General features: G+C 72.4%; 13 protein-coding genes. 3 read left to right on the top strand and 10 right to left on the bottom strand.

What is annotated here, in order from left to right; translation table 11 throughout:
• Nucleotides 1-4: 4 nt before the first annotated feature.
• From ACZ3KJ_RS09235 to trhA, 3 genes are all read right to left on the bottom strand, one after another.
• Complete coding sequence (locus ACZ3KJ_RS09235; protein WP_467525916.1) at nt 5-736, bottom strand: Mut7-C RNAse domain-containing protein; 732 nt, start codon at nt 734-736, stop codon at nt 5-7.
• Nucleotides 737-769: 33 nt separating this feature from the next.
• Nucleotides 770-1402 (bottom strand): TetR/AcrR family transcriptional regulator, encoded by a 633-nt coding sequence (locus ACZ3KJ_RS09230; RefSeq protein WP_467525915.1) that lies wholly within the window; start codon nt 1400-1402, stop codon nt 770-772.
• A gap of 111 nt (nt 1403-1513) precedes the next feature.
• Nucleotides 1514-2227 carry a PAQR family membrane homeostasis protein TrhA gene (gene trhA, locus ACZ3KJ_RS09225; RefSeq protein WP_467525913.1) on the bottom strand — a complete coding sequence of 238 codons (714 nt, stop codon included), beginning with the start codon at nt 2225-2227 and terminating at the stop codon, nt 1514-1516.
• 345 nt (nt 2228-2572) lie between these two features.
• Between trhA and ACZ3KJ_RS09220 the strand changes: the two genes are divergently transcribed.
• A complete protein-coding gene (locus tag ACZ3KJ_RS09220) occupies nt 2573-4396 on the top strand; it encodes a phosphoenolpyruvate carboxykinase (GTP) (RefSeq protein ID WP_467525912.1) in 1824 nt (607 codons plus the stop codon).
• 205 nt (nt 4397-4601) lie between these two features.
• Here ACZ3KJ_RS09220 and ACZ3KJ_RS09215 read toward each other — a convergent pair whose 3' ends face one another.
• The 6 genes from ACZ3KJ_RS09215 to ACZ3KJ_RS09190 form a co-directional block, all read right to left on the bottom strand.
• Entirely contained in the window at nt 4602-5204 is a 603-nt protein-coding gene (locus ACZ3KJ_RS09215) for a hypothetical protein (RefSeq protein WP_467525910.1), read from the bottom strand.
• On the bottom strand, nt 5191-6723 hold the full coding sequence (locus ACZ3KJ_RS09210) for a vWA domain-containing protein (protein ID WP_467525908.1): 1533 nt from the start codon (nt 6721-6723) through the stop codon (nt 5191-5193). Before ACZ3KJ_RS09210 ends, ACZ3KJ_RS09215 begins: the two co-directional genes overlap by 14 nt.
• Complete coding sequence (locus ACZ3KJ_RS09205) at nt 6720-7895, bottom strand: toxic anion resistance protein (RefSeq protein WP_467525906.1); 1176 nt, start codon at nt 7893-7895, stop codon at nt 6720-6722. The genes ACZ3KJ_RS09210 and ACZ3KJ_RS09205 overlap by 4 nt, the downstream gene beginning before the upstream one ends.
• Before the next feature lie 14 nt (nt 7896-7909).
• Complete coding sequence (locus ACZ3KJ_RS09200; protein ID WP_467525904.1) at nt 7910-8974, bottom strand: hypothetical protein; 1065 nt, start codon at nt 8972-8974, stop codon at nt 7910-7912.
• A 300-nt stretch (nt 8975-9274) separates the two neighbouring features.
• Entirely contained in the window at nt 9275-9697 is a 423-nt protein-coding gene (locus ACZ3KJ_RS09195) for an SCO4983 family protein (protein ID WP_467525902.1), read from the bottom strand.
• A gap of 112 nt (nt 9698-9809) precedes the next feature.
• The gene (locus tag ACZ3KJ_RS09190; protein ID WP_467525901.1) at nt 9810-11021 is read right to left on the bottom strand and encodes a pyridoxal phosphate-dependent aminotransferase; all 1212 of its coding nucleotides are present in this window, start codon (nt 11019-11021) and stop codon (nt 9810-9812) included.
• 158 nt (nt 11022-11179) lie between these two features.
• On the opposite strand from ACZ3KJ_RS09190, the gene ACZ3KJ_RS09185 reads away from it, so the two are divergent.
• Nucleotides 11180-11953 carry a hypothetical protein gene (locus tag ACZ3KJ_RS09185; RefSeq protein ID WP_467525899.1) on the top strand — a complete coding sequence of 258 codons (774 nt, stop codon included), beginning with the start codon at nt 11180-11182 and terminating at the stop codon, nt 11951-11953.
• Between the two features lie 400 nt (nt 11954-12353).
• Nucleotides 12354-13268 (top strand): trypsin-like serine peptidase, encoded by a 915-nt coding sequence (locus ACZ3KJ_RS09180; protein ID WP_467525897.1) that lies wholly within the window; start codon nt 12354-12356, stop codon nt 13266-13268.
• A 21-nt stretch (nt 13269-13289) separates the two neighbouring features.
• On the opposite strand, the gene ACZ3KJ_RS09175 is transcribed toward ACZ3KJ_RS09180, so the two are convergent.
• A complete protein-coding gene (locus tag ACZ3KJ_RS09175) occupies nt 13290-14915 on the bottom strand; it encodes an N-acyl-D-amino-acid deacylase family protein (protein WP_467525896.1) in 1626 nt (541 codons plus the stop codon).
• Nucleotides 14916-14949 lie beyond the last annotated feature (34 nt).

The raw sequence follows: 14949 nt of genomic DNA, 5'->3' as shown, positions 1-14949 counted from the left end.
CGGGTCAGCGTTCGCCCGCGAAGTCCTGAAGGGCGCGCTCCACGATGGCCTCCAGCTGCTCGTGGTGCGCGCCCTTCCAGTACGCCCGCCCGCACTCCCGGCACTGCGCGAACACGTCGTACGACCGCTGCGTGCCGTGCTCCAACTGGTCGGCGACCTCGTCCTTGGTGGCCTCACGCAGCAGCCCGTTGCAGGCGGTGCACCGCGTCCAGGGCCGCAGGGCGGGCGCGAACCGGTCCAGGACGTCACGGAGCTGGTCGTCGGGGCGGGTGCTGTAGACGAACGCCCCGGCCCACAGCTCACGGCGGCGCAGCAGACCGCGGTCGCGGCTGAGCATGACCCGCCGCTCGGCCGCCGACCGGGCGGCGAGCGCCGGGTCGCCGATGTCCGTCGACTCGTACGCCGTGTCCACGCCGAGCAGGCGCAGCCGGCGGGCGAGGGTGCCGAGATGGACGTCGAGCAGGAACCTCAGCGGAGCGCCCGGCACCCGCTGGGGGCGCTCGACCGGACGGACGCTCACCGACTCGCCGTGCGCCGGGATGTGCGAGACCGGCACCTCGCGCCCGTCGACGACCAGTGCGCCGACCTCGGTCAGCGGCACGCCGACGGACTCGACGACGTGGCCCAGGGTGGAGACCCCGTCGACGGCCAGGGCGTGGGCGCCGACGCGCCGGGCGTGCGGGACGAACAGGGCCAGTTCGGGGGCGACGGCCAGGTGGATCTCGGGTGTGCTCACCCGGTCAGGATGGCACGGGGGCGGGGTGGGGCCTCAGGGGTTTTCCCGGGGCAGGCCGTGCTGGAGGACCAGCAGGGTGCGGTCGACGAGGGAGGTGAAGTCGTCCTGGTGCCCCTTCTCCGCCCAGTACAGGGAGGTCTCCATCAGACCGCCGATCAGGGCCATCGCGTAGACCCGGACCTCCAGGCTGTCGGGGTCGCGGCCGGTGCGCTCGCCGATGGCGGTGCAGAGCATGCGGCCGGTGACCGACATGCTCTGCATCATCCGCGACCGCACGGCCGGGACCTCGACCATCAGCCGGGTCCGCAGCCGCGCCACCTCCAGGTCCGCGTCCACGCCCGTGCGGACGGCCTCGCGCAGCACGGTCCGGATCGTGTCGGGCCACGGCTCGTCGGCGGGCCGGGACCGCACCTGCTCCAGCAGGACGGGGTCGTACTCGTCCGTGAGGACGATGTCCTCCTTGGCCGGGAAGTAGCGGAAGACGGTCGACGGCGACACCTCTGCGCGCTCGGCGATCTGCTCGATCGTCGTGGCGTCGTACCCCTGCTCCTCGACCAGCGCGTAGGTCGCGGCGCGGATCGCCTCCCGCGTCTTGATCTTCTTGCGCTCACGCAGTCCGGGCTGCGGCCGGTCGGCGGAGGCGAGGGGGGAACGTGCGGCCGTCATGGCGTCATTGTCCGGCATCCGCCGTCGACGCGGCCACGTCAGGAGTGCAAGAGAGAAGGGCCACGGCGTGAAGCCGGGGCCCTGAGGGGGAGTTGGCGGAGTGGCGGAGGCCTATGCGTGCTGGTACGCGACCAGTGAGATGCCCACGTAGTGCGCGATGAAGGCGGCCAGGGTGAGGGAGTGGAACACCTCGTGGAAGCCGAACCACCGCGGTGACGGGTTCGGGCGCTTGATGCCGTAGATCACGCCGCCCGCGCTGTAGAGGAGGCCGCCGACGATCACCAGGACGAGGACCGCGATGCCGCCCGCGCGCATGAAGTCGGGCAGGAAGAAGACGGCGGCCCAGCCCATCGCGATGTAGCAGGGGGTGTAGAGCCAGCGCGGGGCGCCGACCCAGAAGACGCGGAAGACGATCCCCGCCGCCGCGGCGGCCCAGATGCCCCACAGCAGCCACTGCCCCTTGCTGCCCGGCAGGAGCAGCATCGTCAGCGGCGTGTAGGTGCCCGCGATGATCAGGAAGATGTTCGCGTGGTCGAGGCGGCGCAGGACGCCGTCCATGCGCGGGGACCAGTCGCCCCGGTGGTAGAGCGCGCTGACGCCGAACAGCAGGCACGCCGTGAGGGCGTAGATGCCGCAGGCGATGCGGCCTCTGGGGGAGTCGGCGAGCGCGGTGAGCACGAGGCCCGCGATGAGGGCGGCCGGGAACATGCCGAGGTGCAGCCAGCCGCGGAGCTTGGGTTTGACCGGATGCGGCAGGGAGAGCGCGACGGGACCTTGGCCGGCGGCCTGCGTGTCCCTGGGCGCGTCGGGGGCGGACGCAGTCATGCACCGCATCGTACCTACGGAACCGTAAGTTACGGGTCAGTCGGGCGAGTCGGACGGCCGCCGAGTCCATCATCTCACGGTCACCGAAGGGCCGCCGAGGGGTCGGTGGTGCGGGCGGGTGACGTGGGCCGACGGGGTGGATGCATGGGCCGGCGCTGTGAGGGGTACGCGTGGCGAGGCTCACCCTGCTCATCTGTGACGCCCTCTGGACAGATGCGCTGAGGCGTCGGATGATCAAATGAGTGCGGTCGACACCGGATGAGCGCTCAGCAGCTCGCTGCGAAGCATCCGGGTCGCGGCCCCCACGGGGCAGACAAGGACAAAATCCCTCACCTAGGAGCAATCGTGGCGCGCGACATCGCGGCTCCCCCCGTCATCCCCACCCAGCACCAGGAACTGATCTCGTGGGTCAACGAGATCGCCGAACTGACCCAGCCGGACAACGTGGTCTGGTGTGACGGATCCGAGGCCGAGTACCAGCGGCTCTGCGACGAACTGGTCGAGAAGGGCACCTTCCGCAAACTCGACCCGATCAAGCGCCCCCACTCCTACTACGCGGCCTCCGACCCGACCGACGTCGCCCGCGTCGAGGACCGCACCTTCATCTGTTCCGAGAAGGAGGAGGACGCCGGCCCGACCAACCACTGGAAGGCCCCCGACGAGATGCGGGAGATCTTCCAGGGCGAGAAGGGCCTGTTCCGCGGCTCGATGCGCGGCCGGACGATGTACGTCGTCCCCTTCTGCATGGGCCCGCTCGGCTCCCCGCTCTCCGCGATCGGCGTCGAGATCACGGACTCCGCGTACGTGGCCGTCTCCATGCGCACCATGACCCGCATGGGCCGCCCGGTCCTCGACGAGCTCGGCTCCGAGGGCTTCTTCGTGAAGGCCGTGCACACCCTCGGCGCCCCCCTGGAGCCCGGCGAGCAGGACGTCCCCTGGCCCTGCAACCGGACCAAGTACATCTCCCACTTCCCCGAGACCCGCGAGATCTGGTCCTACGGCTCCGGCTACGGCGGCAACGCCCTGCTCGGCAAGAAGTGCTACGCCCTGCGCATCGCCTCCGTCATGGCCCGCGACGAGGGCTGGCTCGCCGAGCACATGCTCATCCTCAAGCTGACCCCGCCGCAGGGCGAGTCCAAGTACGTCGCCGCGGCCTTCCCGAGCGCCTGCGGCAAGACGAACCTCGCCATGCTGGAGCCGACGCTCTCCGGCTGGACCGTCGAGACGATCGGCGACGACATCGCCTGGATGCGCTTCGGCGAGGACGGCCGGCTGTACGCCATCAACCCCGAGGCCGGGTTCTTCGGCGTCGCGCCCGGCACCGGTGAGCACACCAACGCCAACGCGATGAAGACGCTGTGGGGCAACTCGGTCTTCACCAACGTGGCACTGACCGACGACGGCGACATCTGGTGGGAGGGCATGACGGAGGAGACCCCGGCCCACCTGACGGACTGGAAGGGCAACGACTGGACGCCGGAGTCCGGCACCCCGGCCGCCCACCCCAACGCCCGCTTCACCGTGCCCGCCGCCCAGTGCCCGATCATCGCGCCCGAGTGGGAGGACCCCAAGGGCGTGCCGATCTCGGCGATCCTCTTCGGCGGCCGGCGCGCCACCGCCGTCCCCCTGGTGACGGAGTCCTTCGACTGGAACCACGGCGTCTTCCTCGGCGCCAACGTGGCCTCCGAGAAGACCGCCGCCGCCGAGGGCAAGGTCGGCGAGCTGCGCCGCGACCCGTTCGCCATGCTGCCGTTCTGCGGCTACAACATGGGCGACTACATGGGCCACTGGATCGACGTCGCCAAGGGCAAGGACCAGGCGAAGCTCCCGAAGATCTACTACGTCAACTGGTTCCGCAAGAACGACGAGGGACAGTTCGTCTGGCCCGGCTTCGGCGAGAACGGCCGCGTCCTGAAGTGGATCGTGGAGCGGCTGGAGGGCAAGGCCGAGGGCGTCGAGACGCCGATCGGCGTGCTGCCCACCAAGGACGCCCTCGACACCGACGGCCTCGACCTCGCCGACTCCGACCTGGACTTCCTGCTCACCGTCGACAAGGACGTGTGGCGCGAGGAGGCCGCCCTCGTCCCGGAGCACCTGAACACCTTCGGCGACCACACGCCCGAGGAGCTGTGGGACGAGTACCGCGCACTGGTGCGCCGCCTGGGCTGAGCGAGCCCACCCAAGACGCCGCGGCCGGCTCCGATCGTGCCCTGACCAGCAGTATCGTCACGGCCGGCCGCGGTGAGCACCACAGACCGGCGAGGCTTCGCACAACGGTGTGCGAGGCCCTGGGCCTGTCGTCGCCCTTCCCGTCCGCCCCGACGGGAGGGACGGCGGCAGGCCTTCGCCCGTCCCGCCCTCCCCCTTCACGACGTCACCGCGACCGGTCCTCCAGGTACCGGGTGTGCGACTCCTGCCGCCGCGCCTCCGTCTCGCGCAGACCCGCGGCCAGCCGTTCCGCCTCCTCCCGGAGCAGCGTCAGCTGCTTCTCCAGGTGCCGTTCGGGAGGCTCCTGGCCGGGGGCGAGCCGGGTCCACCACCGGGTCCGGACGAACGTGTCGACGGCCTCCGGGACGTCCTGCCGCACCGCCCGGGACAGCGCGTGGACGGCCTCCGGGTCCTGGGCGAGCAGCTCGGTGACCCAGCCGGGGTCCAGCAGCGCGGCCAGCAGCTCGGTCAGCTCGGTGAGCCGGCCCGCGGCGGCGGGCGGCAGGTCGACGTCCGCCAGATAGGCCCGGAGCCGGCCGAAGTCGGCGCGCACCTCGTCGAGCTGCGCGGACGGGTCGGGGAAGTCCGGCACCGGCGGGCGCTCCGGCGGGGCGATCAGCGCGCCCGCGCCGTACAGCCCGGCGACCACGACCGGCCAGTACGGGCCCGCCACCCCCGCGAAGGTGAGGGCCAGGCCGGCCAGCCCGCACAGGCTGCCGGTGATGTTCTTGCGGGACTCCAGGTATCCGGTGAACCTACTGGTAGCCACGGATCTCCTCGAAGGCGCCGTCCAGCGAGCCCTCCTGGGCGTCGAAGAGGCGGCCGCCGGTCAGCTCGGCGATGTGCTCCAGCTCGGAGCGGTCGGAGTCGCCGAAGAGGATGGGGAAGACGGGGATGTCCTGCCGCGCGCCGCTCAGCTTCCGGTAGAAGGCGTCGAAGTCCCCGGCGTCCGCCCCGGCGGTGTTCTCGCCGTCGGTCATCAGCACGATCGAGGTGAACGTGTCCCGGCCGGTGCCCAGGTGGTCGTACGCCTTCTGGAGCGAGGTGTAGATCGCGGTGTCGCCGTCCGCCTCCAGCTGCTCGGTGTCCTCGCGGATCGCGGCCGGCCCGGTCTCCGGATCGGCGGGGCTGACGACATGGGTGCGGACGCTTTTCACGTCCGAGCCGAACGGCATCAGGGTGACCTCCTCGCGGTCGCGGAAGTCGCCGGTGAGACCGGTGAGCGCGTCCTTGAGCCTCTGGAGCCGGTCGCCCTCCATGGAACCGGAGGTGTCGAGGACGTACACCGTCCGGGAGGGCCGGCGCAGTTCGTTCTCGTACGCGTCGAGCAGTCCGTCGGCCACCGAACGGCTGCCCGGGAAGGGCAGTTCGCGCCGCCGGGTGGTGTCCAGTCCGGACGCGGGCGGTACGGAGGCGACGACCGGGCGGCGGTGGGTCCGCGTGGTGATCAGCTCCTGGACGGCGGGGGTGCGCAGCGCGTCGGCGACCTTCTTGACGTCCTCGCGGGTCGTCGCGTCGGTCGCGGCCAGGGAGGACAGCGGGTAGTCGGCGGTGAGCACGCCGTCCTTGGGCCGGATCACGGTCAGCCCCGGGATGCCCTTGAGCACCGACTCGTAGTTGAGCAGCGCGTCGACGTCACCGCGCCGCCGGTAGGCGCTCGCCAGCCAGCCCGACGAACCCGACGTCAGCTTCTGCCCGGCGAAGAACTCCTTCAGCCGCGGGCTCGCCTTCGTGACGTCCGCGTCGGTGAGCGCGGACTGGGCGCCGGAGAGCGCCGAGGCGACCGAGACGAGGGTGGCGAAGCCGGAGTGGGAGCGGGCCGGGTCGGTCATGCCGTAGGTCAGCCTGCCGTCCTGGACGGCCTGTTCGATCTGCGACCAGGTGACGTCCTCCGGCGTCCAGCCCAGCGCGTTCATCGTCCGCGTCTTCACACCGAGCGCGACCGGGCTGGACATCACCGGCGTCTCGGACACGACCTTCTTCGCGACCTCCGGCCGCAGCCGCAGGTAGTCGTTGGAGGACAGCCACACGGCGTCGTAGCGCGCGTCGGCGCTCTTCTCCGCCAGCAGGTTCACCGCGTCCAGGGTGCCCATGTAGGTGGGCCGGATCGTGACGCCGGTGTCCTCGCGGACCTGCTCCCACACCGGTTCCATGTCGGCGAGTTCGCTGGAGGCGAGGACCCGCAGGGTGCCGGGCGCGGGGGCGGTCGGGTCGTCCTCGCGCTCCTGGCCCGTGCAGGCGGTCAGCAGCAGGGCGAGCGCGGTCAGTGCGAGCAGGGGCCGTCTCATCCGAGGCCCCCGTCCTGCGGGCCCCGCGACCGGCTGCGCTCCAGGTAGGTGCTCGCGCCCTGGAGCTCGGTGGTCAGGCTCTCCACGGTCGCCGCCATCGCCTCGGTCGCCTGCACCTTGTAGCTGTCGATGGCGTCGAGGGTGCGGTAGATCTGCTGGAAGGCCGCGCGCAGGGTCTCGGCGCCCACGGCCGGGTCGGCGGCGATCCGCTGGATCTCCCCGCTCTGCGTGGCCAGCATCTCGGCGTTGCCCCGGATGAGGTCCTCGGTCGTCCCGCGCAACGCGTCGACCTGCTCGACGACCTTCTTCTGGTGGTCGAGGGCGGAGGCCAGCATCACGGAGATCCGCAGCGCGGAGACGGTCGTGGTGGCCGCCCGGTCGACGCCCTTGATCAGCTCGTCGTTGTTGCGGCGTACGACGTCCATGGCGAGGTAGCCCTGCGCGCACACCGCGAGCTGGGTGAGCAGGTCCTGGTGCTTCTGCCGGACGGGGAAGAGGACGTCGGCGCGCAGCCCGTCGGCGCGCTCGGGGTCGGTGCCCGCGACGCCGGTGATGTGCCGCTCGACGGCCGTGTCCAGGGCGTCGGTGAGGACGACGTACTCCTGGAGCTTGCCCATGGTCTCCCAGAGGCGGACCCGCTCGGTCTGCAACGCGGCATTGTCGCGGCGTAGTTCGTCCTGCCCGCCGCGCAGCGACCCCACGATCCTGTTCAACGTGCCCTGCGCGGAGGCGTACTTGGCGACGTGGTCGCGCAGCTTGTTGCCGCCGGGCAGCTTGGACAGGAACCTGCGTCCCTTGTTCGCGGACAGGTCGCGCGGGTCCAGGTCCTCCACCACGCGCCGCAGTTCGACGAGCGAGCCCGCGACCTTCGACTGGGCGTCACCGCCCTTGTCGGGCAGGCTGCGGACGGTCCGCTCCAGCATGCGGTTGGACTGCGCGGCGGCCGTGCGCATCTCGCCGGCGCCGAGCGCGGTGATCTCGCCGACCTTGCCGGCGAACTCGGGCGAGCGGGCGTCGAGGACGGCCAGTGACTCGACGTACGCGGCGGCCTTGGCGGCCATGTCGGTGCGTACCCCGTCGTCCACCGGGACCAGTCCGCCGGCCTTCTCGCGCGGCACGGCGGCCACCGGCTCGGGCGGGGTGAGGGTGAAGGTGTCGTCGGTCGTGCTCATGGTGGTGTCCCCCTTTATCCGCGCGCCCGTCGCGCCAGCTCGTGCAGCACCTTCGAGGTGGGCACGGGCGCCTGGCGGACGCCGGTCAGTCGCTGCTTGAGGTAGGTGCCGGCCGAGGCGAACCCGGCGGTGTCGCCCTGTGGGCGGAATCCGTGCCGGACCTCCAGCTCGCGCAGTCGCGGGTCGGTGGCGAGGAGTTCGGCCACGGCCTTGCCGTTCCCGGTGAGCGGTACGGCGGTGTGGTCGCTGTTGACCGTGGTGTCGGGGTAGAGGACGACCAGGTCGTCGGGCTGCTGTCCGTCCGCCAGGAGGGCGGCGACCTGCGACTCGTAGACGAGGACGAGCGGGTTGCCGGCGCCGCTGACGAAGTCCCGGAAGGCCGCGTCCGTGCTGGACTGCTGGGCGCCCTGCACGCTGACCAGCTTGTGCAGCAGCGGCCCGGCCCCGTCGACCTCGGCGTCGCTCGCGACGACCTTGCCGTCATTGGCGACGTAGGAGGCGGCGGCGAGGTACAGGGCACCGGAGTTGGAGGTCTCCGGGTCGGTGCTGGACAGGTACAGCGTGCCCGTCAGCTCACCGTACCGGCCGGCCCCCTTGAGCTGCTGCCAGGTGCGGTCGGCGCGGGCCGCGTCGAGGTAGGCGGCCATCTCGAACGTGCCCCGGTGCTCGGCGTCCAGGGCGGCGAGGCCGTTGCCGGCGAGCACCTCGGCGGCGTTCTCGTGCGCCACGACGACGAGCGGCGAGTAGAAGGGGCGGGGGAGGGTCCCCGTCACCTTGTACTTGGCCGCCAGTTCGACGGCCGGTGCCTGGCTGGACGGGAAGGCGAGGTCGTACCCCTTGAGGTCCAGCCCTTCCATGGCCCAGGACCCGGAGGTCTCGGCCTGCACGGTCCAGCCCTTGGCGGCGAGGGCCTTCACCACGTCCGGATCCGCGAAGAACTCCGCCTTCTCCGACCCGATGACCATGCGCACGGTCTTCGTTGCCGTGCCTGTCGCCTCGTTGTCCCGGCCTGCGACGACGGCGGCCACCACGCCACCGATCAGCAGCACCGCGAGGACTGTTCCTGCGATACGTCTCACGCGGGGAGCGTGCTCGCGGAACGGGTCGTTCCTGGGGGAGCCGGGTGAACGGGGGGTGAAGGGGGCGCCCCGGAACGCAACGGGAGGGCGGAGTTCCTCTTCGCGCGGGCGGTGTAGCGGCCCCGGCAGGGCTCGGAGTGCACCTCGACGGTGCCGGTGCGCGGGTCGACGATCAGGTAGTCGCAGAGTACGGAGATCGTGGCGCCCGGTCCGCGCGTCGCTGCGGGTGCACGCGGACCGGGGCCGTTCACGGGGACCCCGGGGAGGGCCGGACCCGGGTGGGGGCCGGCCCGGGCGGGGTCAGCCGGCGGGGGTCAGTTCCCCGCCGGACAGCGCGGCGGAGTGCGCGTCCATGCGCTCCGCCGCGAGGATCGCCACCGCGGTGTCGGCTCGCGACGCCGCGACGACGAGGGCGCGCCCGGCGAGCGTGTGCGCCCGCTCGTGCAGTGCCGTGAGGGGGGCCTCACGGCCGCCGGATGCCACCGTGCGGACCGGCGTCCGTCCTCCCCGCAACCGGGCCACCTGCTGCGCGAGCCGTTCGGCCGCGGTGTCCAGGTCGGTGGACGGTGCCTGCGCGCGCAGCTCGTCGGTGACGGCGAGCAGCGCGGCGAGATGGCCCGCGAGCTGGATGTCCAGCTCCTCCTCGCGGGACCGATGGGGGAAGTCGGAGGTGGTGCCGGCCATCGTGCTGTGGACCGACTTGGTGCGGATCGGTTCGTACATGAGGATGGCCTCCCGTGCTCTGACAGGAAACCATCCTAGCTTAGATTTCGTCTAAAGTTGACTTGATCGCAAAACCGGACTTATCTGATCATGGGCCGGGAGTCGGGGCGGGTCAGGGCTGGCCGTAGCCGTCCAGGAAGCGCGCGATCCGGCCGACCGCGTCCCGCAGGTCCGTGACCGTGGGCAGGGTCACCACCCGGAAGTGGTCCGGTTCGGGCCAGTTGAAGCCGGTGCCCTGGACGACCATGATCTTCTCCCGGCGCAGCAGGTCCAGGACCATCCGCCGGTCGTCCTTGATCTTGAACACCGTGGGGTCCAGCCGCGGGAAGAGGTACAGCGCCCCCTTCGGTTTGACGCAGCTCACCCCCGGGATCTGGGTCAGCAGCTCGTACGCCACGTCCCGCTGCTCGCGCAGGCGCCCGCCCGGCAGCACCAGGTCGTCGATGGTCTGGCGTCCGCTGAGCGCGGCCACGACGCCGTGCTGACCCGGCATGTTCGCGCACAGCCGCATGTTCGCCAGGATCGTCAGGCCCTCGATGTAGGAGTCGGCGTGGGCGCGCGGGCCCGAGATCGACACCCAGCCGACGCGGTAGCCGGCCACCCGGTACGCCTTCGACATGCCGTTGAAGGTGAGGGTCAGCAGGTCCGGGGCGACCGAGGCGGTCGGGGTGTGCGTGGCGCCGTCGTAGAGGATCTTGTCGTAGATCTCGTCCGAGCAGACCAGCAGGTTGTGCCGGCGGGCGATGTCGGTCAGGCCCCTGATCATCGCCTCGTCGTACACCGCGCCGGTCGGGTTGTTCGGGTTGATGATGACGATCGCCTTGGTGCGGTCGGTGACCTTGCGCTCGACGTCGGCGAGGTCGGGCATCCAGTCCGCCTGCTCGTCGCAGCGGTAGTGGACGGCCGTGCCGCCGGAGAGGGAGACCGCCGCGGTCCACAGCGGGTAGTCGGGCGCCGGCACGAGGACCTCGTCCCCGTCGTCCAGCAGGCCCTGCATCGCCATCACGATCAGCTCGGAGACGCCGTTGCCGATGAAGACGTGCTCGACGTCGGTCTCGATGCCCAGGGTCTGGTTGTGCATGACGACCGCGCGGCGCGCGGCCAGCAGGCCCTTGGCGTCGCCGTAGCCGTGCGCGGAGGAGACGTTGCGGAGGATGTCCTCCAGGATCTCCGGCGGGCAGTCGAAGCCGAACGCGGCCGGGTTCCCGGTGTTCAGCTTCAGGATGCGGTGCCCTGCCGCTTCCAGGCGCATCGCCTCCTCGAGAACCGGGCCCCGGATCTCGTAGCAGACGTTGGACAGCTTCGTGGACTGGATCACCTGCATGTCTGGGAGCTTACGGCTCGGTAACGCTCCTCGGGGGGTGTTTTCCGCCACGTGAGACGTGTGGTTTGTACGGGTATCGCCCTCCGCTGTCCCTTGCGCCCCACGGATCCCTAGAATCCACGGTCATGTTCAGGCCAGGTGAAAGTGAGGTGTCCCCGGTGCGTCCGAACGTGTACCTCCCGGACGCGGCGGACGCGCCGGCGTACGAGCAGTACAGGGATCCGGCCGCCGCGCACGGCTGGGAGATCGCCTACGACGAGACGGCCGAGCTGCCGCGCGTGGCTTCCGCCGGCGCCGGTGCCGCCCCCGGCGCGGATGCCGACACGGGTGCGGATGCCGACACGGGTGCCGGGGCCGGGGCCGGGGGCGGCCGTGCGGCCCGGCGGCGTGCGGCGGCCCGCGGCGCGGGGTCGGGGCGGTCCGGGCGGTCCGGGCGGTCCGGGCGGTCGCGGCGGGTGGTGGCCGCCGTGGGGGCGGTGGGGGCCGTCTCGGTGGCCGCGCTGATCGCGGGGATGGGCTTCTCCGGGTCCCCGGAGGGCGGCACGCGCGGTGAACAGGGGGGTACGCGCTCGGGGTCCGCGGAGTCGGCCGCCCCGGCGGAGTCGGTGTCCCCGTCGGCGTCCGGCTCCGCCGGCGGGGCCGCACGGACTCCCGGCACGTCCTCCGGCGCGCGGGGCACGGCGTCGCCGGAGGCGGCGGAGGCCACGGAGGCGGCGGAGGCCGCGGAGGCCACGGAGGGTGCGGAGGGTGCGGAGGCCGTGGATGCCGTGGATGCCGCGGAGACCGTGGCGGCTGGGGTGTCCGGGGCGACCGCCGGGGGCGACACGCCGACGGCCGCCGCCTCGGCGGACGGGACGGCCGTCTCCGGCACCCCTGTGGCCAAGGGCAACGGGAAGGGGCACGGGACGGGCGGGGACAAGGGGAATCGCTGAGGCTCGGTGGTCTCTGGGTGGTCCCTGGGTGGTCCCTGGATGGCCCCAGGGTGCTGGCGGGGTGCTCGCGAGGCCCGGCGGTGTGTCCGGTCTGACTTCCCGGCTCCAGTCTTCCCGGTCCCGGTCTTCCCGGTCCCGGTCTTCCGGGCTCCAGCCTTCCCGGCCCGGTGCGGTCCTCGCTGCCCCAGCCGGGTATGGTCCGCGCGGCCCCGGCCCGGTGCGGCCCTCCCGGCCCCCGCCCCTCCCGGCCCGGTGCGGTCCTCCCGGCCCCGCCTCCCCGCCCCCGCGCGGCCGAAAAGCACTGCTTGTTCTCCCCTCCCGGCGTGCTGATGATGTACATGACAAATCAGCGGGCGACCGGAAGACCTCCGGTCGCCCCGTCGTCAGAGGGGACCCCCACATGCCCAAGCCTCTCGTCGCCGCGCTCTTCGCCCTGGCCATCGCCGGGGCCGGCGCGGCGCCCGCGGTCGCGACACCCGGGACCGCCACGGCTCCGACCGCCGCCACCGCCGCGCGCACCGCGCCCACCGCCGCGGTGACCGCCGCCGCACCGGCCGCGGCCCCCGCGTCGCCCGCCCTCCAGGCCGTCACCCTGGCCGGGACCGTCGCGCTGAGCAACTGTTCCGGGTCCGTCGTACGCTTCCCGGACTCCCTCGACACCGACCCGGCGCTCGTGCTCACCAACGGCCACTGTCTGGAGACCGGTTTCCCGGAGCCCGGCGAGGTGATCGTCGGCCAGGCCTCCACCCGCACCTTCGGGCTGCTGAACTCCGCCGGCACCCGCGTGGCCACCCTGCGCGCCTCCAAGGTCGCGTACTCGACGATGACCGACACGGACGCCACGGTCTACCAGCTCACCACCACCTACGCGGCCATCCGCGGCTCCTACGGCATCAGCGCGCTCACCGTCCAGGACACGCACCCCACCGCCGGCACCGCGATCACCGTCGCCTCCGGCTACTGGAAGCGGCTCTACAGCTGCGCCATCGACGGGTTCGTGTACCGGATACGGGAGGGCGACTGGACCTGGAAGGACTCGGTCCGCTACACCTCGGCCTGCCAGACCATCGGCGGCACCTCCGGCTCGCCGGTCGTCGACCAGGCCACCGGCGCGGTCGTCGCCGTCAACAACACCGGCAACGAGGACGGCGCTACCTGCACGGTGAACAACCCGTGCGAGGTCGACGAGAACGGCACCGTCACCGTCCGCCAGGGCATCAACTACGCCCAGCAGACCTACCAGCTCCCGTTGTGCTTCACCACCGGCAACCAGCTGGACCTGAGCGCCGCCGACTGCACCCTGCCCAAGCCGTAGCCGGCGCGCAGGGGCGGTCCGTCACCCGGGACGGCGGCGGACCGCCCGCCCGGCCAGGACGTCCGTCCGCCGCCCGTCCTCCATCACGAAGCGGCCGTCGACCAGGACGTGCGGGATGCCGGTGGGCAGCGCGCGCGGGGTGTCGTAGGCGGACCCCGCCGCGACCGTCTCCGGGTCGAACAGCACCAGGTCCGCCCGGTACCCCTCCCGCACCAGGCCCCGGTCCGGCAGGCGCAGCCGGGCCGCCGGACGTCCCGTGAGGTGGGCGACGCACTCCTCCAGCGAGAGCACCCCGAGCTCCCGGACGTACCGGCCCAGGTAGTGCGGGAACGTGCCGTACGCCCGCGGATGCGGCTTGTCGCCCTGGAGGATGCCGTCCGAACCGCCGGTGTGGACCCGGTGGCGCATGATCGCGCGGACGTTCTCCTCGTGGCCGACGTGCTGGAGGACCGTCGGGGCCAGGCGGTCCTCCAGGAGCAGGCGGCGGGCCGTCGTCCAGGGGGTCTCGCCGCGCAGCCGGGCCGACCGGTGGACCGTCCGGCCGACGTGGTCCGCCAGGCGCGGGTCCCGCACGCCGGAGATCTCGACGGTGTCCCAGTCGACCGGCACGCCGTGGCAGCCGTCCGCGCCGGTCACCTCCAGGTCGTGGCGGATGCGTTCGGCCGTGGCGTCGTCGGCGAGGCGGCGCAGGACCGCCTCGGGACCGCCCTCGCCCGCCCAGCTCGGCAGCAGGGCGGCGAGCGTGGTGCAGCCGGACGTGTAGGGGTAGGTGTCGAGGGTGATGTCGGCGCCCGCGGCCAGCGCGTCGTCCAGCAGGGCCAGCAGCTCCCGGGCCCGGCCCTCGTTCACGCCGAAGTTCATGGTGGCGTGCGCGAGGTGGAGGGGGCAGCCCGTCTTCCGGGCCAGCTCCACCATCTCGCCGTACGCCTCCAGCGCGCCCGCGCCGTACGAGCGGTGGTGAGGGCAGTAGTAGCCGCCGTGGCGCGCCACCACCTCGCACAGCTCGGTCAGTTCGGCGTCCCCGGCGTACATGCCGGGCGTGTAGGTCAGACCGGACGACAGGCCGACCGCGCCCTGCTCCAGGCCTTCCGCGACCAGCCGCCGCATCCGGTCCAGCTCGGCGGGGCGGGCCGGCCGGTCCTCCCAGCCGACGGCGAGGGCCCGGACCGTGCCCTGCGGGACCAGGTAGGCCGCGTTGACGGCGATGCCCCGCCCGTCGGCCCCGCGGTCCAGCCGGTCCAGGTACTCGCCCACCGACCGCCAGTCGAAGTCGACGTCGTCGCCGTACCCGTTCCAGCCGGCGATCGCCCGGCGCACCTCCTCCAGCGTGCGGTCGTCGACCGGCGCGTACGACAGCCCGTCCTGGCCCAGCACCTCCAGCGTCACGCCCTGCGCCGCCTTCGCGCTGTGGTCGGGGTCGCGCAGCAGGGCGAGGTCGCTGTGGGCGTGCATGTCGATGAAGCCGGGGGAGAGGACGAGCCCTTCGGCGTCCAGCTCCCGCGTCGCCCGGGGGCGCTGGCAGCCGGCCGCCGCGGCCTCCTGGACGATCGAGACGATCCGGCCGTCGTCGACGACCACATCGGCGCGGTACGACGGGCCGCCGGTGCCGTCGACGACGTCCGCGTCCCGGATGACGAGGTCTTCCATGCCCGGCCTCCCCGACTCAGAAGACTGGAAGAAC

The organism is Streptomyces sp. NPDC003248 (assembly GCF_055563235.1).
This window is presented reverse-complemented; position numbering and strand designations above follow the sequence as displayed.